Origin of the sequence: Streptomyces sp. NPDC002809, from assembly GCF_040295435.1 — a bacterium.
Taxonomy (GTDB): Bacteria; Actinomycetota; Actinomycetes; order Streptomycetales; family Streptomycetaceae; genus Streptomyces.
Window position 1 is genome coordinate 62,663 of sequence record NZ_JBEOVJ010000010.1, and the last position, 24,395, is coordinate 87,057.

Here is a 24,395-nt window from a genome sequence, read left to right on the forward strand (position 1 = left end):
GCGTGGCCGGACTTCGTCCCGGCTCCCGGGTTCTGAGATACGGCTACCGAGGGGGCTGCGGCGACTGCGGCGACTGCGGCGACTGCCTGAAGAACTCCAGGATCAGCGGCAGGTCCTCCAGCCATTCCCGGAGACGGGACCGCTTGCCGGCGGCGATCATGCACGGATACACGGTGCCGTTCTGGAAGCGGACGGTGACACTGAGGTGCTTGGTGCCCCAGGCCGCGTAGTCGACCGCGCTGATCTGGGCCCAGGTGAACTGCACATCACCTGCCGCCGTGCCGAACTCGATGCCCACGGAGTCGATCAGGAGGTGCCTGTCCGAGGCGACCGCGATGAAGGCGATGTCGCTCTCGGCGTCGGGGGCCGCAGGGGCCGCCGGGGTCGCAGGTCCGAACGCGGGGGCATACCCGGGGCCGAACCCGGGGGCAGCCGCGGGGGCGGCATCGGCCGGAGCCTGCTGCCACTGCTCCGGAGCGGCATTGAACGGCGCGTAGGAGGGTGGCGGAGGAGAAGGGGGAGGAGGAGAGACAGCCGTCGGGAGGTGCACCGCGCCGCCCGGCACGAACAGGTCCAACAGCCCGTCGGGTGTGGGCCGTTGTCCGGGTTCCTTGTCCAGGCACGCCGCGACGATCGGCCGCACGCCCTCCGGCACCGCGGCCAGATCCGGCGCCTCGTGAACCGACCGGTACATCAGGCCCATCGGCGTACCCGCCCCGAACGCACTGCCGCCCGCCGCCGCGACGAGCACCGCGCCGAGCGCGAACACATCGGCCGAGCCATCGACCTGCATCCCCTGCGCCTGCTCGGGCGCCAGGAACCCCGGCGTACCGAAAGCCATACCCGTGGCCGTCAGACGGGTGGATTCGAGTGCCCGCGCGATACCGAAGTCCAGGACCCGTGGCCCGTCCGAGGCCATGATGATGTTCCCCGGCTTCAGGTCGCGGTGCACCAGGCCGCAGCGATGGATCGCCGCCAGCGCCTCGGCGAGGGCCGCGCCCAACTGCCGCAGCCTCGCCTCGCCCATCGGCCCCTCTGCCTCGACCAGCGCGGAGAGTGTGGGCCCGGGAACATACGCCGTGGCCAGCCAGGGTGCCTCCGCCGCCGGGTCCGCGTCCACGACCTGCGCCGTGTGGAAGCCGCCCACGCTGCGCGCGGCCTCGACCTCGGCGCGGAACCGCTCCCGGAAGTGCGGGTCGGTCGCGAGCTCCGAGCGCGCGACCTTCACGGCCACCGCACGCCCGCCGCGTGAACGCGCCAGATAGACGACGCCCATCCCGCCGGCGCCCAACTGCCGCTCCACGGCATACCCGCCGATACTCTCCGGCAGGCCCGCACCGTCCGCCCCGTACCCCATGCGTCGTACGCCTCCCCGTGTGCTTCAGCGCATCAGTATGACGCAGGCGTGGTGGGCCACCGCAGCCCCGCCTCCGCGAGGGTCCGGGCAGGTCTCGCCCCGGCCGCCACGGAGACAGAACGGCTACCCGGCCGCGTCGGAGAAGTTCACCCGCACCGCGACCACAGCGCCCGACGCATCCAGGTCGGCCGACACGGGGAACCAGCCGTCACCCCAGCCCGTCATCGCGCACAGCAGCCGGGCGTCACCGACCTCCACGGTTCCGGCCTCGACCTCGGAGGCGCGAACCTGTCGCATGACCTGCCAGTGATGGGAATGGGGCCGGAAGTCCACCGCCATGCGGCGCCCGGTCTCCTCCTTCCAGCTCTGCACCGCGAGAACCTTCTCCCTCGCCTCCGCCACGGCCAGCCCGGTCCACCCGTGGACACCGTCCTCGCCGGGTTCACCCAGTTCCGATGCGGCGAACGTCTCGGCGGCTTCCTCTGCGGCATCCCCCCAGAACGCGACGTCGGCCAAGCCGTCCACAGGCTCGTCGTGCTGCCAGGCGTTCAGGGCATCGGCATCACCGAAAAGGACGCGGGCCCAGTCGACGCCGATGTCACCCAGCAACACGGACGACTCCGCTTCGGCCGCACTCATGCGAACCGATATCTCGGACCACCGCGGTCCGGCACCGTCTCCGAAGTCGGCCCGCGAAGCGAAAACCGGCAGCTGGGCATCGCTGGGCACCCCTCCCACCACAACGACAGGCACCCCGAACATCAGGAAACCGCCGCCGCCTTCAACAGCAGTACGCCGCGTGCGCCGGGCATGCGATTCACGGTTCGCCAACGCCTCCAGGCGGGCGTCCAGACCAGCGCCCAGACAGTGCTCGTCGAACATCCTCCCCAACTCCACCGCCCGAGAGGCCGGGATGTCGTGGAGCATCGAACCCGGCTGCCGGCCGAAGCTGCGGGCCGCTGCCGAGGCGTCCGGCCCGACCACGGCGAAGTCGACCGCGTTGCGCACTTCGGCAGCCGTCGCCGGGTCGTCGATGCCCAGCAGAACCGGATCGATCTCCGCCGGCGACCGCTCTCCGCTCCACAACCCCAGATGGCCGCCGTCGACGACGACCAGCACCCCCGATGGGCAGCTGATCTCTCCGAGCCTGAACATCTCTTCCATGGCGCGCGAGTCTACGGACGCCCCTCGGCCGGCAGGCATACGCACCAGGTCTACGGCGCGGAGCCGCCCGCCCGGCACTCCGCCCACACCGTCTTTCCCACCACGCGCTCGGCCACACCCCACTTCGCCGCCAGCGCCTCGACCAGGTGCAGGCCGTGGCCCGATTCCGAGCCGGCCACCTGCGGGCGGGGCTCCGGCCGCCGCTCCCCTCGCGCGTCCGACACCTCGATCCGGAGCCCGCCCGCGCCCGCCGTCAGCCGCAGCTCGAAGTCGCGCCCCGGTACGTACCCGTGCACCACCGCGTTCGCCGCCAGCTCGGCCACGATCACCGCCACGTCGTCGGACAGCTCGCTCCCGTACGGCACACCCCACTCGTCCAGCTGATGCACCGCGAGCCGGCGCGCCAGCCGGACGCCTCGACGGGTTGCGGTAAAGCGTTGGACGAACTCGGCGCCCGCAAGGGTGATTTCGGTGTTCATGTGACTCAGCGTGTCCGCGTACTCGTACGCTGACCAGGAGTGACACCACGACGCCGTGAAGCTGTACGGGTCCTCCCTGCCGGCTGTACGGGCATGTCGGGCGGCGACCGGACGGGCAGAGGCGGTACGGGGCAGATGGCGAACGCGGAACGCGAGGAACGGCCGGAGCGGCCGGCCGAGTCGGACGGTACGGCGCACCTGTTCAGGGCGCTGGGCAAACAGATCAAGGTCCTGCGCGAACGTGCGGGCATGAGCCAGAGAGACCTGGGGCTGGCCGCGCACTGCGGGGAGGACCTGGTGTCGGCGGTGGAGCGGGGTGTACGGACACCTCAGCCGGACTTCCTTGAGCGCGTCGACCGGGTGGTCGGCGCGGGCGGGGTGCTGGTCGCGGCGGCGGATGAGGTACGGGAGGCGCTGGCGCGCTCGCGGACTCGGCACCCGGACTGGTTCCGGGACTATGCGCGGGTTGAGGCGGAAGCTGTTGCGCTGCACGAGTACAGCGCGCAGGTCGTTCCAGGCCTCCTTCAGACCGACGCCTATGCGCGGGCCGTATTCACACAGAGACGCCCACTACTGAATGAGGAGACCATCGAGAAACGCGTCAGCGATCGGCTGGCTCGACAGCAAATCTTCGAACGATGGCCCGCGCCGACCTTCAGCTACGTACTGGAGGAAACAGCGTTACGCCGTCCCATCGGAGGCATGGCTGTGCATGCAGATCAGATGCGGCAGCTCCTGCGCGTCGGTCGCCTGCGAACCGTGGAAATTCAGGTGATGCCGACTGATCGAGAGGAACACCCCGCCATCGACGGCACGTTCACCTTGATCACGCCCAAGGGTAGACCGCAGGCCGCTTACACAGAGCTGTACGGCAACCCTCAGCTGATCACCGATCCAGAAGCAGTCCGAGTCTTCAGTGAGCGCTATGGGATCATCCGAGCGCAGGCTCTCACCCCGAGGGAGTCCCTGACGCTGATCGAGAAGATGCTGGGAGAGCGATGAACACCGAGCAACTGCACTGGTGCAAGAGCAGCTACAGCACCGGCGAAGGCGGCAACTGCATCGAGGTAGCCACCTCCCCCGCCACCGTCCACGTCCGCGACTCCAAGGACACCCAGCGCCCCCACGTAGACGTGGCCCCCGCCGCCTGGTCCGCCTTCGTCGCGTACGCCTGCCAGGGCTGACCGAACCCGATCGGATCGCGCATCACCGGGTCGCGGGAATCCACGACCCGGTCCACCACGTCGTGGATTTCCGCGACCCGGTGGCCCACGACGTAAAGGCTTTTAGAGGCATTTGGAAGAGAACTAAATACCCACCCAACCCGCCCGGCGTCCTCGTCACCCGCACGGGTGAGGTTCGCCAACTGGGCTGGATTTCGACCTGGTTGCCTGGCATATGCTCGCCGCACCAAACTTCAGACATCTGACGGCCCCCGCCGGGACAGCAATCCCGAAGCGGGGGCCTGACCAACGGAAGTGAGCACCTTCCTGATGGCTGCCTCGCAGGCTATCGCGCCGCCCTATGCCCCGCCCTCCGGCGTCGAGCATGTCAACGTCCGCCACACCGAACGCTTCACCGTCGTGGGCAATCACCTCAGCCAGCACCCCGAACTCTCGCTTGCCGCACGGGGCCTCGCCCTGCACATCCAGTCGCTGCCACCCGGGGCCAAGATCGGCATCAAGGTGCTCGCCGCGCGCCTGCCCGCCGACAGCGAGCACCGCATCGCCGGGGCCCTGCGGGAGCTGGAGCAGCACGGCTATCTGAAGCGCACCCGGGAGCGTTCGCCGGAGGGCAAGGTCTACACGCGCACGGTGTCGTACAACCACCCGGACCCCGCAACCCTCGGCAAGGCGCAGACGGTCAGGCCGCGCAAGCCCCGTCCAGCCCCGACCCCGGCACCACAGTCGGCACCAGCGCCAGAGCCCACCCCCGCGCCCCTCCCCCGAGTCCCCGCGCCCACCGCCAAGAAGCCCCCGCGCCCTCCGCTGCCTCAGCCGGTCAATCCCCGGCCGCAGCTGCTCCAGGCTGCCGCGCTCCTCCTCGTCGGGCTTCAGAGTCGGGACGCCGAACTCCGCCTGACCGAGGCACAGATCGACTTCCTCGCTCCCGGTGTGGCGGCATGGTTCGAGCGGGACGCGTCACCCGCCGCCGTACGCAAAGCGCTCACCGAGGACCTGCCCCGGCCCGTACGGTTCCCGGCGCAGTTCCTGAGGCACCGGCTCACCGTCGCCCTGCCGTCCGGGCGCTCCCTCCCCGCCGCCTATCGGCCCGTACCGATGCAGAACTGCGACGGCTGCGACCGTGCGTTCAGGGCGCCGGAGCCGGGCAGCTGCGACGAGTGCGAGGGGGCCACGCACTCGAACCCACTGAACAGCTGCGGTTGAATGAGCCGGTGAACGAGACCGCAGCGCTCCTCCTCCGTCAGGCCGTCCGTCGCACCCAGGAGGCCACCCGTGAACGTGCTGCCACGGGACGCGGTCCGGAGGAGGCCGATGACGTTGCCGGCACGTTCTCCACGGACGGGGCGCTCGGCTTCGATCCGCTGCCCCTTCTGCGGGCGCTGTATGAGGCGGGGTCGCGCGCGGTGGTCATTGGCCAGGTCGCCGGCATCATGCACGGCTCGACAGAGCTGACGGGTGACCTCGACCTGCTGTGGGACGGCTCGCCCGAGCAGGGGCGCGCACTGCATGAGGCATTGGCCGCCACAGGCTGCACGGCCCTGCCCGAGCTGGACCGTCCGCAGGTGGAATACCAGGTGCCCGGCGTGAGCGGCGATCTGTGCACGCCCGCTCTTCCCTGGGGTGCCATGGATGTCATGTCCTGCCTCCCCCGGGCAGTGAGCACCCGTGACCCGGCGGGATTCGATATCAGGTACGTCGACCTGGACGATCTGATCCGTATGAGGCGCTGCCTCGGCCGACCCAAGGATCTCCGTCGCGCGGCCGAACTCGATGCCTTGCGCCCCTGAGGGGTGCAGCCGCGACTGCGGCAGTTCTCACCGCTGCATCGGAACGTGGCGGGCGTGGCGGACGATGCCTTCTACCTGGAAGGAATGAACCCCCTGGGTCCGTGAGCGGGCACGCCCCGCAGAACCGGTCGCGTCGAGGGGTGGGACGGGGCGAGGGCCGGACGTCAGCGGTAGGCGGCGAGGAAGGCGCGGACCCCCGCGGTGGCGTAGTGGTCGATTTCGGCCTCGGTGTGCCGGGGGCCGCCGTGGAACATGGCCTTGTTCACCGGGACCCACAGCAGCAGGCCCGAGAAGTGGTGTGCGGCCAGGAGCGGTTCGTCGATCCGGAGCAGTCCGTCGTCGGCGAGCCGCTCGAAGGTGGCCGCCAGGGTTGCCAGGACCCGCTCGAACCCCTGCTCGTACCAGGCCGCGCCCAGCTCGGGGAAGGCGTCGGCGTTGGCGATGACCAGGCGGCGCAGCTGAAGCACCTGGGGCTGCGTGAGCGCGACGAGGAACTGGCGGGCGAGTCGGGCCAGGTTCTCGTCCAGGGTGTCGGCGTCGGACGGGATGTCGGCCACCAGGTCGACCATGCCGTCGATGCGGTCGGTCGTGGCCAGCACGATCTCGGCGAACAGCTTCTCCTTGTCGGAGAAGTGCTTGTACACCGTCTGCTTGGACACCGCGGCCAGTTTCGCGATGTCGTCCATGCTGGTGCCGGAGTAGCCCTTCTCCATGAAGGCGCTGGTCCCGGCCTCCATGATGGCCTGTCGCTTGCGCTCCGACCGGCCCTGCTCGGCTGCTTCCACGCCGCCTCCTCAAGCTGACAGTACTGGACAGTCCAGTTCCCTTATGGGTACTGTACCGTCCAGTTCCAGTCGGTACTACACCGTCTAGTTCCCGTCAGGGGCATGGGCGACCGAGGAGGATCTCCATGACCAGAACCATCAGCGCCCCGATCACCACGGCTTCCGCGAGCCCGGCCGCCCGTCCGGCGACCCGGGCCCTGCTGGCCGGCGGCATCGTCGCGGGCCCGCTGTTTCTCGGCGCGAGCGTGATTCAGGCCCTGACCCGCGAAGGCTTCGACTTCGCCCGCAACGCCTTCAGCCAGCTCAGCCTCGGCGACCTGGGCTGGATCCAGGTGACCGTCTTCCTGGTCACCGGGCTGCTGGCCATCGCCGGTGCGATCGGGATGCGCCGCACACTGCGTGATGCGCCCGGCGGGGTCTGGGCCCCGCGACTGGTCGGCGTCTTCGGCGCCTCGTTCCTTCTCGCCGGGGTGTTCACCGCCGACCCCGGCGACGGATTCCCGGCCGGCACCCCGGAGGGGGCCACCGGCTCGGTCAGCGCGCACGGAGCCGTTCACCTGGGCGGCGCCACCGTGGGCTTCCTCGCGCTGTGCGCAGCGTTCTTCGTACTGGCCCGGTATTTCGCCGCCCGGGGAGAACGCGGATGGGCCATCGCCTCCCGCCTCGCACCGGTGGGCGTCCTGGGCGGCTCCGCGGCCTCCTCCGCGAGCGTGCTGGCCTTCACCCTCGGAGCGGCACTCGGCCTCCTCTGGCTCACCGCGGTGACGGCCCGTCTGGCCACGACGGCCCCTGCGGCGCAGCACTGACCGTCCGGAAATCCACCACCACCAGAACGCGGAAGAACGGAAGACGAACGACATGACCGAACCGGTAAAGGGCCCCGCGAGCTACTTCCCCTCGATCGAGAAGAAGTACGGCCGCCCGATCACGGAGTGGAAGGACCTCGTCCGCTCCTCGCCCCTGACCAAGCACATGGAGCTCGTCTCCTGGCTCAGGACGGAGCACGGCATGGGCCACGGCCACGCCAACGCACTCGTCGTCCACACCCTCGCCGAGGACGACGCCGGATAGCTGTCCCCTCTCAGGAAGGCGTCGGGCGCCACGCGTGCGCCCTGTAGCCGCACCTACTCCCTGCTCCCTCGGCAGTGGACCGGCGCGAAGTGGGATCATCCGTCCGTGACTCCTGAGGACATAGGGAAAGCGGCAGGTCCGGCCGAGCGACGGCTGATCGGTCTGGCACTCAACCCGGCCGCGCCCGTCGACGTCCTGCTGCGGCTGCTCGCAAGCGAGTCCACTGCCGTACGGATGGCGCTGTGCCGGTACCGGACGCTCCCCGGCCCCGTGGTGGACGCGGTTGTGGCCCACCCGGACGGGACCACGCGCGGCTTCTTCGCCGAGAACCCGTACGCCGACCCGGAGCAGCGCGCACGGCTGGTGGACGATCCGGAGTATCGCGTACGGGGGCGTCTGGCCCGGGAGCCCCGGGCCGACGACGTGTGCATGCCCCGGCCCCTGCCGGACCGGACCGTCGTACGGATGATCGAGACGTACGAGGACGACCACCTGTGGGAGCTCAACCGGCTGATCTCACCCGGTCTGCGCCGTGCGATGCCCGCCCATGCCTCGGCGAAGGTCCGCCACATGGGGGCGAATGCCTGGCACTCCCTGACACCCCGCGAGCTGGCCGCCCTGCTGGCCGACCCGGACCCGGACGTCCAGAAGGCGGCCGCCGCCAACAGCCGCTCGTACGAACGGCTCCGGAACCCCGACGCGGTGCGGGAGGACCTTCCCACGCATCCCTGCCATACGCACACGCACCTGTTGATCTACGGAGCGCTCGCCCCGGATGTCGTGGCGGAGGCGCTGCCACGGCACGCGGGGCTGATCGCCCGCAATGCCAGTGTGCGGCCGGAGACCGTGGCCCTGCTGGCCGCACACCCCGACCCCAAGGTGCGTACCCGCGTCGCGGAGCGGCCCGACCTGGGGCCGGCCGAGCGCCGCGCACTCGCCGTGGACCCCGATCCGGAGGTGCGTCTCACCCTCTCCGTGCATCCGGCGCTGACCGAGGCGGAACGGGCCGCAATCGACTACGAGGTGTCGCAGGACGAGTCGTACTTCCACAGTCCGCCGTACGACCCGGAGTTGCTGCCCGACCTGGAGCACATCCGCACCCTCGCGCTGTCCGCACACCCGCTCCTGCGTCGGCGGGCCGCCCGCGAGCTGCATCTCCCCGCCGACCTCGTCGCGCTCCTCGCGGACGACCCCGACCTCGGCGTGCGGGTCCTGCTCGGCCAGAACCATCCGGACGCCCCGGCCGCGCTGCTGCTCCGCTGCTTCCTGGAGTACACCGGCCGCGACCGGTGGCATCTGACCGGGCACGGCAACTTCCCCCGCGCCGGGCTCGCCCGTTTCGCCGGCGACGAGGACCCGGCGGTCCGGCGGCTGGCCCTGCTCGACCCCGGGATGTCCGGGGACGCCGCCGACCGGCTCACCCGCGACCCCGACCCGCAGGTCCGCGCGGACGCGGCACGCCACCCGCGGCTGCCGCAGGACCGCATCGCGGCGCTTCTCGACGACCCCGAGCTCGCCCACCGGGCCGCCGCGAACCCTGCGTTGCCGGCCGCGACGATGTACGGGCTCGTCGCCACGGCCGGGCAGCAGGCGTCCTAGAGGTACTCGGCGAACGCGTCCAGCGTCCGCAGGACCTCAGGTTCGGCAGCCGGGGGCAGTTGGAGGACGACCTCCTCGATGCCCAGGTCCGCGTAGTGCGCCAGCTTGCCCGGGCTCGGCAGGACCGCGTACGGGACCACCTGGAGGTCCTTCGGGTCCCGGCCCGCCGCCTCCCAGGCCGTACGGAGCTTGGGCACCGACTCCGTCAGGCCGCGGCCGCCGATCGGGAGCCAGCCGTCCGCGTACTCCGCGATGTGCGCGAACAGCTTCGGGCCCGCCGCGCCGCCGATCAGGGTGCGCGGGCCGACCACCGGGCCGCGGGGCTGCTGGACCGGCTTCGGGTAGGCGTGACTCGCCCTGACCGAGCCGAACTCGCCCTCGTACGCGGTGGGTTCGTCGGACCACAGGGCACGCATCAGCGCCATCCGGTCACGGCCGAGCTCCCGGCGCGTCGTCCAGGCCACACCGTGGTCCGCGGCCTCCTCCACGTTCCAGCCGAAGCCGAGACCCAGCGTGAAACGGCCGCCGGAGAGGTGGTCGAGCGTGGCGATCTGCTTGGCCAGATCGATCGGGTCGTGCTGGGCGATCAGCGTGATGCCGGTACCGAGCGCCAGCCGTTCGGTCACCGCGGCGGCCTGCGCGAGGGCGACGAACGGGTCCAGGGTGCGGCCGTACTCGGGCGGCAGGTCGCCGCCCGCCGGGTAAAGAGTTTCCCTGCTCACCGGGATGTGCGTGTGCTCCGGAAGATAGAGCCCGGCGAATCCCCGCTGCTCAAGCTGGTGCGCGAGCCGCACCGGTGTGATCGTTTCATCGGTGAGGAAGATCGTTGTGGCGATCCGCATCAGGACACCTCCGTCGTTGTCTGGTGGCGGCTCAAACGTATGCCGTACGGTGCGCAAAGCCGAGCCTTCGGCGACTTCGGGGGAGGTCAACCACCATGGTTCGCACGCGTACACGCACCGTTCTCACCGCGCTGCTCCTGACGGGCGTGCTCATCGGCGGCGCACCCGCCGCGGCATCGGCCGCCGCGCCCGCCTCCGCACCCACCGCGTCCCGTACCGCGTCGGTCCAGGGCGCGGGACACCTGCACGGGGCGGCACCCGCCCACGCCGGTGTACGGGAGGCCGCGCACACGTACAAGAGCAAAAGTAAGAGCAAGAGCAAGAAGCGGCGGAAGCACGGCTCGGGCGGGTTCGGCGGCGGTCTGATCGTGGGGATCGTGCTCGCCGTGATCGTCGTCGGCATCATCGCGTTCGTGCTCGTCTCGCGCTCACGGCGCAGCTCCTAGCCTCCGCGCCGGGTCCGGGGTCGTGATCGGCTTCGCGGGTTGCGCAGGTTTCGCGGCGGCGGCCGGCTCCGGCCCGCTCCCTTCAACTCCCTCCGGTTTCAGGCAGATTCGCCAGGCGCGGCCTTCTCGTCGGAACGGCCGCCACCGCCTGCAGGACGCCGCGTACGGTGCGAGTCCCGGTCGCCCCTTCCGGGCCCGACTGCGCCTACGTTCACGTCCACTCCCCCGGAGCCGGGTACGGGGCCGGTGCAGTGGCGTACGACACCTGCCCACGCCGCCTATGTACACATCGAGGTCCGCCACCCGGCCTCGGTGCCGGGCCTGCCCGGAGCGCTTGCGGCGCTCACCGATCCGGTGTTCCCGGAGGGCTGGCTCCCGACCGTCCCGGTCCGGGTGGACTACGGCGCTCAGCCTCCTTCGGCTTCCCGGCGCAGGGTGGCGGCGATACGGGCGAGCGCGGGCCCGAGGTGGCGCCGCTGCGCGGTGCTGAGCGGATCGAACACGAGCCGCTTCACCTGCGCGACGTGTTCCGGTGCGCTCTCGACGAGTTTCTGCCGGCCGGCGTCGGTCAGGGTGGCGAGGGTGTACCGGCCGTCGCCCGGGTCGGGCCGGCGGGCGACCCAGTCGCGGGTTTCGAAGCGGTCCATCACCTTCGACAGGCGGGGCTGGGTGCTGTCGCAGACCCGGGCCAGGTCACTGAGTCGCATCGTGGCCTCGTCGGCCATGGACAGCTGAGCCAGCACCCCGTACTCGAAGTTGGAGATGCCCGCGTCTCGCTGCAGCTGGCGGTCGAGGGCCGCCGGGAGGGCGATGACGACCGTGAGCAGCGCCTGCCACAGTTCCTGCTGTTCGTCGTCGAGCCAAGGTGACTGGGTGTCCATGGGCCCCATCCTACTTGCCCAGGCAACTTGCATCACTTGCCTGGGCAAGTCTTCATGCGCTAGCTTTCAACTTGCCTCGGCAAGTGAAAATACTTGCCTGGGCAAGTGAAGGAGCTGATTTCGATCACCACCACGAGCAGCATGGACTCCCCGAACGGCCCGTCTTCCCCCTTCCCGTCACACATACCGGCCGCGGCATACGACGACCTCCTTGCCCGGGTCCTGCCACAGGCACGCGAGCAGCAGATGTGGAACCCCTCCGACGGGCCCACGCCCAGCCTCTTCGTCAGCCACGGCGCCCCGTTCACCCTCGACGATCCGCGGTGGCTCGGCGACTTCTACGACTGGGCCCGGTCGATGCCCAAACCCCGGGCCGTCGTGGTCGTCTCGGCCCATTGGGAACGGGCGCCTGTCGCAATATCCGGAGCCGCGGCCGGGACCCCGCTGCACTACGATTTCAGCGGCTTCCACCCCCGCTACAAGACCCTTCCCTACGCGACCCCGGACGCCACCGACCTGGCTCGGCGGCTCACGGGCCTGCTGGGCCGGACGCCGGTGCACGAGTTCGCCGGCCGCGGTCTCGACCACGGCGCCTTCATCCCGCTCATGGCCATGTACCCCGCGGCGGACGTCCCGGTCGTGCAGCTGTCGATGCCCAGCCTCGACCCCGGCGCTCTGCTCGGACTCGGGGCACGCCTGCGGCCGCTGCGTGACGAAGGCATCCTCGTTCTCGGCTCGGGATTCATGACCCACAGCTTCGCCGTCTTCCGCCGGCCGGAGCTCGCCGCCGAGACCACGGCCTTCGACGAATGGGCCGTCGACGCCCTCGCCCGGGGCGACGTCGACGCCCTCACCGACTACCGCAGCAAGGCACCCGGCGCCGAAGTCGCCCATCCGACGGCCGACCACTTCGTCCCGCTGCTGCTCGCCGTCGGCGCCGCCGATGACCCCGCCGGCGCCGTGAGCGCCATCGACCGCATGGTCATGGGCAACTCGACCCGGTCGATGCAGCTGACCTGAGCGCCTCGATGCGCTCCACCTACCCGTCCGATCGCCTTGCCCCTTGGCGACGGCATCAGTACACCCCGGAGGAAGTGCCATGAAGGCAGTACGTTTCCACGAGTTCGGCAGCAGCAAGGTCCTGCGCTACGAGGACATCGAGCGTCCGGTCCCCGGCGCCGGGCAGGTGCTGGTGCGGGTGGCGGCCACGTCGTTCAACCCGGTCGACGACCACATCCGCGCCGGTGTGATGGCCGAGATGCTCCCGATCACCCTCCCGTACGTGCCGGGCATCGACCTGGCGGGCACCGTCGCTGAACTCGGCGCCGGCGTGACCGGCCCGGAGGTCGGCGACCGGGTCGTCGCGATGCTTCCCCTCGACTCCGCAGGCGGCGCCGCCGAGTACGTGATCGCCCCGGCCGAGTCCCTGGCCCCGGCGCCCCGGACGATCGAGCTGGCCGATGCCGCGGCGCTGCCGCTGACCGGCCTGGCGGCCTGGCAGACGACGTTCGAGCTCGCCGAGCTCAAGCCCGGTCAGACCGTCCTGATCAACGGGGCGGGGGGCGCGGTGGGCAGCCTCGTGGTGCAGCTCGCCGTCGACGCGGGAGCGCACGTGACCGCGGTGGACGCGCCGCAGCACGCCGACCGCCTTCGGGGCTACGGCGTCGACCGGGTCGTCGAGCCCCTCGACCTCGCCGCGGGCCCTGCCGCCGTGGGCGGTCCGTTCCAGGCCGTGGTGAACCATGTGCGCGTTTCCCCGGAGGAGCTCGCGCAGCTGACGGGCTACGTCGCCGACGGCGGGGTCGCGGCCAGCACCGCCGGGCCGGTTCCCGAGGACCCCGCCCGGGGGGTGCGCAGTGCGAGCCTGTGGGTTCGCAGCGACGGCGCCCAGTTGAGCCGGCTGGTCACCAAGGTGGATGCGGGCAAGCTCCGGATCCACGTCGCCGCCCGCCGTCCGGTGGCCGAGCTGGCCGCCGTGCATGAGGACGCCGGCGCCGGACGGCTGCTCGGCAAGACGGTCGTGCTCGCTCCCTGATCACGCCCGACCGGGCCGCCCGCCGTCGGCCCTCCCGCCGGTGGGCGGCCCGGAGGTTCGACGGCAGCCCGCGCCCGGGCCCCGTGACCCGTAGGCGTAGGCGTAGGCGAAGCCGACGGGTCGCCCCGCACCTGGGCCTGGCGCTGCCGCCGCCCCTCACGCACGTTGCCGGGAACCACGAGAACACCGCCGGGGCCGTCGGCGCGGTGGTGTGCAACCGCTGGGCGCAGGAGCGTTGCTGTACGGCCGCCAGCCCGGCGACCGCCGTCCCGAGCACCAGCCGGCCCGCCGCACGGGTGGCGAAGAGCATCTCCAGCGCCTTCGCCGCCCGGCCCGCCAGGTAGGTGATCGCGATGACGGGCAGCAGCGCCTCGAAGCCGGTGCACATCAGCAGCAGGACGAGCGTCACCAGCCGGAGCAGGTGGCAGCCGATCAGCAGCGGGCGCACCGGGAAGCGGCCGGCGAGGCGTCCGGCCTGGGGTGAACCGGCGATGCCCGCCACCCCGGCCGCCCCCAGCAGCACGCCGATCCGCTGAGGGCTCAGATGCGTGACGAAGGTGAGGCAGAGGACCGAGGAGGCGGCCCACAGGCCGGAACCGGTGCGGTCCACGGCCAGGGGCGAGCAGCATGATCCGGGCGTCCCGGCCGCCCGGCGGATTGCACAGCTGGACCAACAGCCCCTGCCCGCCCCCACCCTGGGACTTCCGCTTCCCCGAGCTCCCGCTCCCCGCCGTGCCGCGCACCGCCCGCCTCCGGTTATCTCGACATCAAGAGATCAACAGGCCGGGAGAAGCCTGCCCGAGCTTCTCTTGATGTCAAGATACTTGATAGCGAGACAGCTGGGTCGCAGTGACCTCGCGGTGCGGTGCGGCGCTCAGCCGACTGCGTACGGCCCCGGCTCAGCCCGGCCAGACGATCGCCTGGAGTTCGCTGTACGCGTGCAGCGCGTACGAGCCGACATCCCGCCCGACACCGCTCCGCTTGAACCCGCCGAACGGTGCCTCCATGTTGCGGCCGATGGTGTTAACCCCGACCCCGCCCGCGCGCAGCCGCCGGGCGACACGGAAGGCGCGGGCCACGTCGCCGGACCAGACGTAGTCGATCAGTCCGTAGTCGCTGTCGTTGGCCAGCGCGATGCCCTCCTCCTCGTCGTCGAAGGGGACGACGACCACGACCGGGCCGAAGATCTCCTCCCGCACCACGCGCATGTCGTTGGTGCAGTCGGCGAGCAGCGTCGGGGCGACGTAGAAGCCCCGGCCGGTCGGGTCCGGGCGCTCGCCGCCCGTGACGACCCGGGCCCCTTCCTTGCGGCCCAGCTCCACGTACGACTCGATGCGGTCGCGGTGCGCGGCGGAGATGACCGGGCCGACGACCGTGCCCTTCACCGTCGGATCGCCGACCGTCAGATACCCGGCGTACGCGGCGAGCTTCCCGATCAGCGCGTCGTGCACGGCCCGTTGGACCAGGACGCGGGTCGGAGCCGTACAGATCTGTCCGCTGTAGAAGGAGAACGTCGTCCCGATGCCCGCGACCGCCGAGTCGAGGTCCGCGTCGTCGAGAACGACGGCCGCACCCTTCCCGCCCAGCTCCATCAGCTGCCGTTTCATGCTCCTGCCGCAGACCTCGGCGATGCGCTGCCCGACCGATGTGGAGCCGGTGAAGCTGACCATGTCGACGTCGGGCGAGTCGACGGCGGCCTCACCCACGACCGGGCCCGAACCGCTGACGACGTTGACGACCCCGGGCGGTACGCCCGCCTCCGCGAGGGCCTCGGCCATCCGATAGACGGAGAGCGGGTCCTGCGGGGCCGGTTTCACGACGACCGTGTTGCCCATCGCGAGCGCGGGCGCGATCTTGCCGGCCGGGTTGGCCCAGGGGTTGTTGTACGAGGTGATGCAGGTGACGACGCCGACCGGCTGACGGACGGCGAGCGCCCCGAAGATCCCGGCCCGGCCCATCGGGCCCGCCTCGTTGATCTGCGGGGCGATGGCCTCCTCGACCGGTTCCAGCGCACCCTTCGCGTACCGCCGGAAGCGGGCCGCGCCCACGGCGACCTGCATGCCCCGGGCCGTACCGGTGGTGGCGCCGCTCTCCGCCTGCGCGAGCGCGGCGTTGGCGAGGAAGTCGCGCTGCATCAGGTCGGCGGCGCGGTCGAGGATCGCGGCGCGTTCCTCGGGGCGGGTTCGGGACCATGGGCCGAAGGCGTCGCGGGCCGCGGCCGCCGCCTCGTACACCTGCGCGCGGCTCGCCTCGGGGGCGAGGCCGACGATCTCCTCGGTGGCCGGGTCGACCACCTCGTAGTGGCCGTCGGCGGGTTCGGTCCACTCGCCGTTGATGAAGAGCCGCTGGGGTGCCGTGGTCATAGTGTGCTCACCGTCCGGGTGTCGCGGCCGGAGCGGAGCACCGTACCGGGGACCGCGCCGGTCACCTTGTCGTCGCGCAGGGTCTCCACCCCGTTGACGCGGACCGAGACGATGCCGAGGGCCTTGGAGTCGAGCCGGGGGCTGTCGCCCGGCAGGTCGCGGACGAGGGTGGCGGGGCCCGCGTCGATGCGTTCGGGGTCGAAGAGCACGAGGTCGGCGTGGAAGCCCTCCTCGACGCGTCCTCGGTCGCGCAGGCCGAAGAGCCGGGCCGGGTCGTCGGTCAGCATCTTGACGGCCTTTTCCAGCGGGACGAGCTTGCGGCCGCGCAGACAGTCGCCGATGAAGCGGGTCGTGTACGGGGCGCCGCACATCCGGTCCAGATGGGCGCCCGCGTCGGAACCGCCGAGCAGGACGTCCTCGTGCTCCCAGGTGCGCTGCCGCAACGCCCAGGAGTCGGGGTCGTTGTCGGTCGGCATCGGCCACAGGACCGTACGCAGATCGTCGGCCGCGCAGATCTCGACCAGGCAGTGGAAGGCGTCCTGGCCGCGCTCGGCCGCGATGTCCCTGACGACGCGCCCGCTGAGACCCTCGTTCGCCTCGCTGTACGTGTCCCCGATGACGTACCGGCCGAAGTTCGCGAGGCGGCGGAAGACGCCCGCCTCCTTGCTGTCGGCGCGGCGCAGCATCTCGGCCCGGGTGTCCGCGTCACGGAGCCGCTCGATGCGCTCCGGTACGGGCAGGGCCAGGATGTCGCCCCAGCCCGGGATCAGGTTGAGGGCGCAGAACGTGCCGAGCGACATGTTCATCGGGGTGAGGATCGGCATCGTCAGCGCGACGACGCGGCCACCCGCGCGACGGGCGCGCTCGCTGGCTATCAGCTGGCGCGGTACGCGTTCGGGGACGGCGGCGTCGATGGTCAGGACGTTCCAGTTGAGCGGGCGTCCGGCGGCGGCCGTCATGTCGACGAACAACTCGATCTCGTCGTCCGAGAACTGGTCGAGACAGCCGGCCACGATCGCCTCGATCTGTGTGCCCTCGTGCTCACCGACGGCACGGGACAGTGCGAGGAGCTCCTCGGGGAGCGCGTGCCGGGAGGCGACCGGCTGCCCGTCGCCGTCGGAGTGCGTGGAGGACTGGGTGGTGGACAGGCCCCACGCCCCGGCGTCCATCGCGTCGTGGAAGAGGGCGAGCATGGCGTCGAGTTGAGCGGGGGTGGGCTGGCCGCCCACCGCGTCGGCGCCCATCACGTGGCGTCGCAGGGCGCAGTGGCCGACCATGAAGCCGGCGTTCACGGCGATCCGCCCGTCGAGTGCGTCGAGGTACTCGCGGAAGCTGGACCAGCTCCAGTCGACGCCCTCCTCCAGGGCCTTGAGGGCCATGCCCTCGACCCTCGACATCATGCGCCGGGTGTAGTCGGCGTCCTCGGGGCGGTCCGGGTGGAGCGGGGCGAGGGTGAACCCGCAGTTGCCGCCGGCGACGGTGGTGACACCGTGGTTCATCGACGGGGTGGCGTACGGGTCCCAGAAGAGCTGGGCGTCGTAGTGGGTGTGCGGGTCGACGAAGCCGGGCGCGAGGACGAGGCCGGTGGCGTCCTCGGAGGTCACCGCCTCCTCGGCGACGGTGCCGGGCTCCGCGATGACGGCGATCCGGCCGGCCCGGATACCGATGTCCGCCGGGTAGGAGGGCCCGCCGGTGCCGTCCACGACGGTCGCTCCGCGGATGAGGTGGTCGAGCATGACGGGGTCCCTTTCTTCTTGGTGGTCTGTTGCGCCGGGGTGCGTACGGCCGCGGTACGCACCCCGGCTCGCGGAGCGGCGGTCCGGGAAGACGCCGCCCGTGTGGGGGTGGAGAATCAAGCCCGCCGGGCACTGTCGAACCCCTCCGGCGGTTGAGGAGCGCGGGTACGGGGGCAGCGCCCCCGGGACCCGCGTCCGGGGACCCGGCTACGCCGCGTCGCGGAACCGCGTCGTCCGGTGCACCGGGTCCGTGTCGATCTTCGGGATCACGTGCTCACCGATCAGCTTGATCGAGTTCAGCGTGTCCTCGGGGCTGAGCCCGATCGGCAGCCCGAAGCTCAGCTGGTCCGCCCCGGCCTGCTCCCACCGCCGGCACTGTCCCAGCACCTCGTCCGGGTCGCCGCAGATCATCAGCTCCTCGGCGATCAGCAGCTCGATGATCTCCTCCGAGTACTCCGGCAGCAGCTCCGGCCACTCCGGGATCCCCTCCGGCCGGGGGAACGTGTCGTGGTAGCGGAACAGCAGCGACTGGAGGTAGTTCAGCCCGCCGCCCACCGCGATCTCGACGGCCTTCTTGTGGGTCTCGGCGCAGATCGCCGTCGAGGTCACCATCACGTTGTCGTTGACGAAGTCACCGACCGGCTCGGCGTCCTTGACGGCGTTCTTGTAGGACTCGACGACCCACTCCATGTCGGAGACCTTCTGCACGCTGAAGCCCAGCACGCCGAGCCCCTTCTTCCCTGCCATGGCGTACGAGGGCGGCGAGCCGGCCGCGTACCACATCGCCGGGTGCGACTTCCCGTACGGCTTGGGCAGGATCTTGCGCGGCGGCAGCGACCAGTGCTTGCCCTGGAAGCCGACGTACTCGTCCTGGAGCCACATCTTGGGGAACTCGGCGATGGTCTCTTCCCAGATCTCCTTGGTGTGGTTCATGTCGGTGATGCCCGGCATGAACCCGAGGATCTCGTGGGTGCCCGCCCCGCGGCCGGAGCCGAACTCGAAGCGCCCCTCCGAGAGGTGGTCCATCATGGCGACCTTCTCGGCCACCTTCACCGGGTGGTTGACCGGGGCGAGCGGGTTGAAGATGCCGGATCCGAGGTGGATGCGGTCCGTGGCGTGTGCGAGATAGCCCAGGTACACGTCGTTGGCCGAGAGATGCGAGTACTCCTCCAGGAAGTGGTGCTCGGAGGCCCAGGCGTACTTGAAGCCGGACTTGTCCGCCTGGATGACGTACTCGGTCTCCTCGATCAGCGCCTTGTGCTCTGCCCCGGGGTCGGCCTTGGCCCGCGCGGCGGGCACGTACCCCTGTACAAAGAGCCCGAATTCCAAGGGGGTTCACCGTCCTCAATCGTTTCTGACACACCGTCAGATTCTGATGTGTCCGACTGTTCCACCGACACCCCGACCCGTCAATACCTGACGCTTCGTCAGACCGGTCGGGGTGGGCGGCACGGTCAGAAGAGGCTGACGCCCGCCAGCCATCCGCCGTCGATGACGAACGGCTGACCGGTGATGTACGAGGAGTCGTCCGAGGTCAGGAAGAGCGCGAGCGCCGCCACCTCCTCGGGCCGGCCGATCCGCCCGAGCGGCACGAGCTTCTTGTACAGGGCGCCGACGGCCTCCGCCGTCTCCTCCGGGTCCGCGTCCGGGTCCAGCGCCGCCGGATTGGTCATCGGGGTGTCCACCGCCCCCGGGCACATGGCGTTGACCCGGATGCCCTTCGCGGCCAGCTCCACCGCCGCCACCTTGGTCAGCCCCAGCACGGCGTGCTTGGTCGCGGCATACGCGCCGACGAACGCCATGCCGGTGAGCCCGGTGTACGAGGAGGTGTTGACGATGGTCCCGCCGCCCGCCGCCTCGATCTCGGGCGCGACGTTCCTGATGCCCAGGAAGGCCCCCACCTGGTTGACCTGCACCACCTGCTGGAACTCCTCCAGCGGCGTGCTCACCAGCTCGTTGAAGCGCAGGATGCCCGCATTGTTGACCAGCCCGTCGATCTTCCCGAAGGCACCCTTCGCCGCGGCGACGGCGGCCTGCCAGTCCTCCTCCCGGCTCACATCCAGGTGCACGAAGAGCGCGGCGCCCTCCCCCAGCTCCTTCGCGAGCGCCTCACCCTGCTCGTCGAGCACATCGGCGATCACCACCCGCGCGCCCTCGGCGGCGAAGAGCCGCGCCTCCTGCTCACCCTGTCCGCGCGCCGCGCCGCTGATCAGTACAACCCGTCCGTCCAGCTTGCCCATGGCCTGACTCCTACCTGTCGAGGTTGTCGAGGTTTCCGAGGTGCGGTGCGACATCGGCGGCGAACGCCGCCATCTGATCGGTCAGTTCACTTCTGCTGCGACTGCGGAAGCGCACCTGTATCTGGTGAACGCCCATCGCGCCGTACTCCCGCAGCGACTCCGCGAGGGCCTCCGGCTTCCCGCTGAGCGTGCGGCGCCCCACGGACCAGTCGGGCTCCCCCACGTACAGCGGCTCGGTGATGGCTCCGACGACGATCGGCCCGTCCACCCCCGCCGCCTCGCGCAGCGCGTGCAGGCGGCCGATCTGCGCGGGCAGCTTCTCCCGCGGATCCCCCTGCGGCAGCCATCCGTCACCGCGCACGGCGGCCCGGCGCACCGCCGCGGGCGAGGAGCCGCCCACCCAGACCGGCACCCGCTCCTGGGCCGGCCGGGGCAGCTGCCCGAGCCCGCTGAAGGCGAACCGCTCCCCCGCGAACTCCGGGTACTCCTCGGGCCCGAGCGCGGCCTTGAGCGCGTCGATGCTCTCGTCGAGCACGGCGCCCCGCCCGTCGAAGTCCGCCCCGAGCGCCTCGAACTCCTCGCGCACATGACCGGCCCCGACCCCGAGGATCAGCCGGCCGCCACTGAGGTGGTCGAGGGTGGCGTACTGCTTGGCCGTGACCAGTGGGTGCCGCAGCCCGACGACGGCGACATGGCTCATCAGCAGCACGCGCTCGGTGATCCCCGCGAGGAAGGAGAGCGTGGCCACCGGGTCGTACCAGGCGGTGCTCATCGCGCCCGCGAGCCTGCGGGGAATGGCGACGTGGTCGCAGCTCGCCAGGTAGGTGAACCCGGTGCGGTCGGCGGTGCGGGCGATCTCGGCGAGGTCGGCCGGGGTGGCCCCGGCCTCCCACGGCTCTGCGTACATGGCGCTCTGCGACTGGATCGGGAGCTGCATCCCGTACGACAGCGGTCCGGCGGGCAGTATCGGCACCGAACGGCCTCCTTCCCCTGAGGACATCCGGCACTGGGCGGATGCCCTGACACGAATCTGACGGCTCGTCATATCGCGAGCGCAGTCATCGTCGTACCTGACGCATCATCAGGCAAGGGGTGGTGGGGAAGGAGGGCCGCGGGCGGCCCCTACTTGCGGTACAGCTCCTCGATCTCCGCCTCGAAGTCCCGCGCGATCGCGTCCCGCTTCAGCTTCAGGGACGGGGTCAGGTGGCCGCGCTCCTCGGTGAAGTCCACGGGCAGGACGGTGAACTTGCGTATCGACTCGGCCCGGGAGACGAGCCGGTTGGCCTCGTCCACCGCGCGCTGGAGCGCCGAGCGCAGCTCCTCGTCGTGGATGAGTTCACGGATCGGGACGTCCTGCTTCTTCTTCATCTGCCGCCAGTGGGACAGCCCGTCCGGCTCCAGGGTGATCAGCGCGGTGATGAAGGAGCGGTTGTCGCCGACCACCATGCACTGGCTGACCAGCGGGTGCGCGCGCAGCCAGTCCTCCAGCGGGGCGGGGGTGACGTTCTTGCCGCCCGAGGTGATGATGATGTCCTTCTTGCGCCCGGTGATCGTGAGGTAGCCGTCCTCGTCGAGCGCGCCCAGGTCGCCGGTGGCGAACCAGCCGCCGTCCAGCGCGGGGACGGCCTCGCCGCGCTCGGCGTCCCAGTAGCCCTGGAACACCTGCCCGCCGCTGAGCAGCACCTCACCGTCCTCGGCGATGCGTACGGCGGTACCCGGCATCGGCCAGCCGACCGTGCCCAGGCGCGGCCTGAGGGGCGGGGTGACGGTGGCGGCCGCGGTGGTCTCCGTGAGGCCGTAGCCCTCGAAGATCTCGATGCCGGCGCCCGCGTAGAAGGCGGCGAGCCGGCGGCCCAGCGGGGAGCCGCCGCAGATCGCGTAGCGGACCTGGCCGCCGAGCGCGGCCCGGATACGGCGGTAGACCAGCGGGTCGTACAGCGCGCGGGCCGCCCGCAGCCCCAGCCCCGGGCCGGGGCCCGTGCCGTGCTCGGCCGCCTCGACGGCCTGCCCGTAGCGCTGGGCGATCCGCGCCGCCCGGTCGAAGGACGAGGCGCGGCCCATCTTCTCGGCGGTGGCCCGGCCGGTGTTGTAGACCTTCTCCAGGACGTACGGGATCGCCAGCAGGAACGACGGTTTGAAGCCGGCCAGGTCGGCGAGCAGGTCCTCGGTCCGGATCGACGGGGCGTGGCCGAGGCGGACCCGGGCGCGCAGACAGCCGATCGCGACCATTCGGCCGAAGACGTGCGACAGCGGCAGGAACAGCAGGGTGGACGCCGGGTACTTGCTGACGGACTTGAAGACCGGGTGCAGCAGCTCGATGGCGTTGTCGACCTCGGCGAAGAAGTTGCCGTGGGTCAGGACGCAGCCCTTGGGGCGCCCCGTGGTGCCGGAGGTGTAGATGAGGGTGGCCGGGGCCTCCGGCTCCAGGGTGGCGCGGCGGGCCGCGACGGCATCGTCGGGTACGTCCCTGCCGAGCTTCTTCAGCCGGCCCAGCGCGCCCGTGTCGAACTGCCAGAGGTGGGTGAGGTCGCCGAGCTGTCTGCGTTCCTGGCTGATGACGCGGCCCTGCTCGGCCGTCTCGACGGCACAGGCGACCGCACCCGAGTCCTGGAGGATCCAGCGGGCCTGGAAGGCGGAGGAGGTCGGGTAGATGGGGACGGTGACCAGGCCGGCGGCCCAGGAGGCGAAGTCGAGCAGCGTCCACTCATAGGTCGTGCGCGCCATGATCGCGATGCGGTCACCGGCCCGCAGACCCTCCGCGATCAGGCCCTTGGCGACGGCGAGGACCTCGGCGGCGAACTCCTGCGCCGTCACGTCCTGCCAGCTGCCGTCCGGCTGCTTACGGCTGAGCACGGCGTCGGCGGGCGCCTCGCGGGCGTTGTCGAAGGGGATCTCGGCGAGCGAGCCGCGGCGCACGCGCCGGGCGAACGCCGGTACGGAGACCTGCTGGACGCTGCCGTCGGCGGCCCTGACCTTTGTCGGCTCGACCAGGACGGGGGCAGCGGGGGCGGCGGTGGAAGGGGCTGATCGCGTGGACACGTGCGGCTCCTCAACATCGGGGTCGGGCGGTTCGCCCGGTCCGGTCAGTGGCCGGTTCGCACTGAGGACCGCGTCGAACCGTGCGTAGCTGTGGTGCGGATCAAACGCGTTCGAGGATCGCCGTGACGCCCTGGCCGCCCGCCGCGCAGATCGAGATCAGCCCGCGTCCCGGGGCATCGCGTTCCGCGAGGAGCTCGGCGAGGGTAGCCACGATCCGTGCGCCCGTCGCGGCGAACGGGTGCCCGGTCGCGAGGGAGGACCCCGCCACGTTGAGCTTCTCCCTGTCGACGGGCGCGAGCCCCTGCTTCTCCCAGGCCGCCAGCGTGGCGAGCACCTGGGAGGCGAAGGCCTCGTGGACCTCGAAGAGGTCGAAGTCCTCGACGCCCAGCCCGGCCCGCTCCAGCATCCGCGGCACCGCGTACGCGGGCGCCATCAGCAGACCGTCCTCACCGCCCACGTAGTCGACCGCGGCGGTCTCGTACAGGGAGAGGTAAGCCAGCGGTTCCAGGCCGTGCCGCTCCGCCCACTCCTCGCTCGCCAGCAGCACCGTCGCGGCGCCGTCCGTGAGCGGGGTGGAGTTGCCCGCGGTCATCGTCGCGTCCGGGTGGTCCGCGCCGAACACCGGCTTCAGCGTGGCGAGTTTCTCCACGGTGGAGCCGGGACGCAGGTTCTGGTCACGGTCCAGACCTAGGTACGGGACGACGAGGTCGTCCAGGAAGCCCCGGTCGTACGCGGCGGCGAGCCGCTGGTGGCTGGTGGCGGCGAGGAGGTCCTGCTCCGCGCGGCCGATGTCCCACTGCCGCGCGGTGACGGCCGCGTGGTCGCCCATCGAGAGACCGGTGCGCGGTTCGGCGTTGCGCGGGATGTCCGGGACGAGGTGCCGGGGACGTATGCCCGCAAGGGCCCTGACCCTGCCGCCCGTCGACTTCGCGCGCCGGGCGGCAAGCAGCAGCCGGCGCAGTTCGTCGTTGACACCGAGCGGCGCGTCGCTCGTGGTGTCCGCGCCGCCCGCGATCGCGGAGTCGACCGCCCCGAGCATGATCTTGTTCGCGGCGGCGATCACGGCCTGGAGGCCGGTGCCGCAGGCCTGCTGGATGTCGTACGCGGGAGTGCGCGCGTCGAGGCGCGAGCCGAGCACGGTCTCCCGGGCCAGGTTGAAGTCCCGGCTGTGCTTGAGGACCGCGCCGGCGGCGAACTCGCCGACCCGCTGCCCCTGGAGCCCGAACCGCTCGACCAGGCCGTCCAGCGCGGCAGTGAGCATCTGCTGGTTGGAAGCCTGCGCGTACGGCCCGTCGGAGCGCGCGAAGGGGATACGGCTGCCGCCGATGACCGCGACCCTGCGGGGCTGCGGGAGTGCGAGGGGGATCAACTCGACCAACTCATCTCG

General features: G+C 71.2%; 24 protein-coding genes. 11 read left to right on the forward strand and 13 right to left on the reverse strand.

Annotated elements, in window-relative coordinates:
* Positions 1-43: 43 nt before the first annotated feature.
* The 3 genes from ABT025_RS09165 to ABT025_RS09175 all read right to left on the reverse strand — a co-directional run bounded on the left by ABT025_RS09165 (position 44) and on the right by ABT025_RS09175 (position 3,000).
* Positions 44-1,357, reverse strand: coding sequence for a serine/threonine-protein kinase (locus ABT025_RS09165; RefSeq protein WP_350991579.1), 1,314 nt, complete (start codon positions 1,355-1,357; stop codon positions 44-46).
* 123 nt (positions 1,358-1,480) lie between these two features.
* On the reverse strand, positions 1,481-2,521 hold the full coding sequence (locus ABT025_RS09170) for a hypothetical protein (RefSeq protein WP_350991581.1): 1,041 nt from the start codon (positions 2,519-2,521) through the stop codon (positions 1,481-1,483).
* Between the two features lie 50 nt (positions 2,522-2,571).
* Complete coding sequence (locus ABT025_RS09175; protein ID WP_350991583.1) at positions 2,572-3,000, reverse strand: ATP-binding protein; 429 nt, start codon at positions 2,998-3,000, stop codon at positions 2,572-2,574.
* Between the two features lie 135 nt (positions 3,001-3,135).
* Between ABT025_RS09175 and ABT025_RS09180 the strand changes: the two genes are divergently transcribed.
* The 4 genes from ABT025_RS09180 (at position 3,136) to ABT025_RS09195 (ending at position 5,971) form a co-directional block, all read left to right on the forward strand.
* The gene (locus ABT025_RS09180; protein WP_350991585.1) at positions 3,136-4,002 is read left to right on the forward strand and encodes a helix-turn-helix domain-containing protein; all 867 of its coding nucleotides are present in this window, start codon (positions 3,136-3,138) and stop codon (positions 4,000-4,002) included.
* Entirely contained in the window at positions 3,999-4,184 is a 186-nt protein-coding gene (locus tag ABT025_RS09185; protein ID WP_350991587.1) for a DUF397 domain-containing protein, read from the forward strand. Before ABT025_RS09180 ends, ABT025_RS09185 begins: the two co-directional genes overlap by 4 nt.
* A gap of 309 nt (positions 4,185-4,493) precedes the next feature.
* A complete protein-coding gene (locus ABT025_RS09190; RefSeq protein WP_350991589.1) occupies positions 4,494-5,387 on the forward strand; it encodes a helix-turn-helix domain-containing protein in 894 nt (297 codons plus the stop codon).
* 8 nt (positions 5,388-5,395) lie between these two features.
* Positions 5,396-5,971 (forward strand): hypothetical protein, encoded by a 576-nt coding sequence (locus ABT025_RS09195; protein ID WP_350991591.1) that lies wholly within the window; start codon positions 5,396-5,398, stop codon positions 5,969-5,971.
* A gap of 164 nt (positions 5,972-6,135) precedes the next feature.
* Here the strand turns inward: ABT025_RS09195 and ABT025_RS09200 are convergent, their stop codons facing one another.
* The gene (locus ABT025_RS09200) at positions 6,136-6,756 is read right to left on the reverse strand and encodes a TetR/AcrR family transcriptional regulator C-terminal domain-containing protein (RefSeq protein ID WP_350991593.1); all 621 of its coding nucleotides are present in this window, start codon (positions 6,754-6,756) and stop codon (positions 6,136-6,138) included.
* Positions 6,757-6,881: 125 nt separating this feature from the next.
* On the opposite strand from ABT025_RS09200, the gene ABT025_RS09205 reads away from it, so the two are divergent.
* The 3 genes from ABT025_RS09205 (at position 6,882) to ABT025_RS09215 (ending at position 9,426) form a co-directional block, all read left to right on the forward strand.
* Positions 6,882-7,562, forward strand: coding sequence for a DUF998 domain-containing protein (locus ABT025_RS09205; protein ID WP_350991595.1), 681 nt, complete (start codon positions 6,882-6,884; stop codon positions 7,560-7,562).
* 52 nt (positions 7,563-7,614) lie between these two features.
* Positions 7,615-7,827, forward strand: coding sequence for a DUF4287 domain-containing protein (locus tag ABT025_RS09210; protein ID WP_350991597.1), 213 nt, complete (start codon positions 7,615-7,617; stop codon positions 7,825-7,827).
* Between the two features lie 105 nt (positions 7,828-7,932).
* Positions 7,933-9,426: a hypothetical protein gene (locus tag ABT025_RS09215; protein ID WP_350991599.1), complete on the forward strand. Its 1,494-nt coding sequence runs from the start codon at positions 7,933-7,935 to the stop codon at positions 9,424-9,426.
* Here ABT025_RS09215 and ABT025_RS09220 read toward each other — a convergent pair.
* Positions 9,423-10,268, reverse strand: a complete 846-nt coding sequence (locus tag ABT025_RS09220) for an LLM class F420-dependent oxidoreductase (RefSeq protein WP_350991601.1) — start codon at positions 10,266-10,268, stop codon at positions 9,423-9,425. The genes ABT025_RS09215 and ABT025_RS09220 overlap by 4 nt on opposite strands.
* A 95-nt stretch (positions 10,269-10,363) precedes the next feature.
* Between ABT025_RS09220 and ABT025_RS09225 the strand changes: the two genes are divergently transcribed.
* Complete coding sequence (locus ABT025_RS09225) at positions 10,364-10,714, forward strand: hypothetical protein (RefSeq protein ID WP_350991603.1); 351 nt, start codon at positions 10,364-10,366, stop codon at positions 10,712-10,714.
* Positions 10,715-11,121: 407 nt separating this feature from the next.
* Here the strand turns inward: ABT025_RS09225 and ABT025_RS09230 are convergent, their stop codons facing one another.
* Complete coding sequence (locus ABT025_RS09230) at positions 11,122-11,595, reverse strand: MarR family winged helix-turn-helix transcriptional regulator (RefSeq protein ID WP_350991605.1); 474 nt, start codon at positions 11,593-11,595, stop codon at positions 11,122-11,124.
* A gap of 105 nt (positions 11,596-11,700) precedes the next feature.
* On the opposite strand from ABT025_RS09230, the gene ABT025_RS09235 reads away from it, so the two are divergent.
* The 3 genes from ABT025_RS09235 to ABT025_RS09245 all read left to right on the forward strand — a co-directional run bounded on the left by ABT025_RS09235 (position 11,701) and on the right by ABT025_RS09245 (position 14,166).
* Complete coding sequence (locus tag ABT025_RS09235) at positions 11,701-12,615, forward strand: DODA-type extradiol aromatic ring-opening family dioxygenase (RefSeq protein WP_350991607.1); 915 nt, start codon at positions 11,701-11,703, stop codon at positions 12,613-12,615.
* Between the two features lie 79 nt (positions 12,616-12,694).
* The gene (locus ABT025_RS09240) at positions 12,695-13,630 is read left to right on the forward strand and encodes an NADP-dependent oxidoreductase (RefSeq protein ID WP_350991609.1); all 936 of its coding nucleotides are present in this window, start codon (positions 12,695-12,697) and stop codon (positions 13,628-13,630) included.
* A 353-nt stretch (positions 13,631-13,983) separates the two neighbouring features.
* Positions 13,984-14,166 carry a hypothetical protein gene (locus tag ABT025_RS09245; RefSeq protein WP_350991611.1) on the forward strand — a complete coding sequence of 61 codons (183 nt, stop codon included), beginning with the start codon at positions 13,984-13,986 and terminating at the stop codon, positions 14,164-14,166.
* Between the two features lie 363 nt (positions 14,167-14,529).
* Here the strand turns inward: ABT025_RS09245 and ABT025_RS09250 are convergent, their stop codons facing one another.
* The 7 genes from ABT025_RS09250 to ABT025_RS09280 all read right to left on the reverse strand — a co-directional run bounded on the left by ABT025_RS09250 (position 14,530) and on the right by ABT025_RS09280 (position 24,386).
* Entirely contained in the window at positions 14,530-15,993 is a 1,464-nt protein-coding gene (locus ABT025_RS09250; protein ID WP_350991613.1) for an aldehyde dehydrogenase family protein, read from the reverse strand.
* Positions 15,990-17,729 (reverse strand): N-acyl-D-amino-acid deacylase family protein, encoded by a 1,740-nt coding sequence (locus ABT025_RS09255; protein WP_350991615.1) that lies wholly within the window; start codon positions 17,727-17,729, stop codon positions 15,990-15,992. The genes ABT025_RS09250 and ABT025_RS09255 overlap by 4 nt, the downstream gene beginning before the upstream one ends.
* A 207-nt stretch (positions 17,730-17,936) precedes the next feature.
* A complete protein-coding gene (locus ABT025_RS09260) occupies positions 17,937-19,058 on the reverse strand; it encodes an LLM class flavin-dependent oxidoreductase (protein WP_350991617.1) in 1,122 nt (373 codons plus the stop codon).
* Between the two features lie 125 nt (positions 19,059-19,183).
* On the reverse strand, positions 19,184-19,969 hold the full coding sequence (locus ABT025_RS09265; protein ID WP_350991619.1) for an SDR family NAD(P)-dependent oxidoreductase: 786 nt from the start codon (positions 19,967-19,969) through the stop codon (positions 19,184-19,186).
* Between the two features lie 10 nt (positions 19,970-19,979).
* Positions 19,980-20,942 (reverse strand): LLM class F420-dependent oxidoreductase, encoded by a 963-nt coding sequence (locus ABT025_RS09270; RefSeq protein WP_350991621.1) that lies wholly within the window; start codon positions 20,940-20,942, stop codon positions 19,980-19,982.
* A gap of 149 nt (positions 20,943-21,091) precedes the next feature.
* Entirely contained in the window at positions 21,092-23,008 is a 1,917-nt protein-coding gene (locus ABT025_RS09275; protein ID WP_350991623.1) for an AMP-dependent synthetase/ligase, read from the reverse strand.
* Positions 23,009-23,108: 100 nt separating this feature from the next.
* On the reverse strand, positions 23,109-24,386 hold the full coding sequence (locus ABT025_RS09280; protein ID WP_350991625.1) for an acetyl-CoA C-acetyltransferase: 1,278 nt from the start codon (positions 24,384-24,386) through the stop codon (positions 23,109-23,111).
* Between the last annotated feature and the right edge of the window lie 9 nt (positions 24,387-24,395).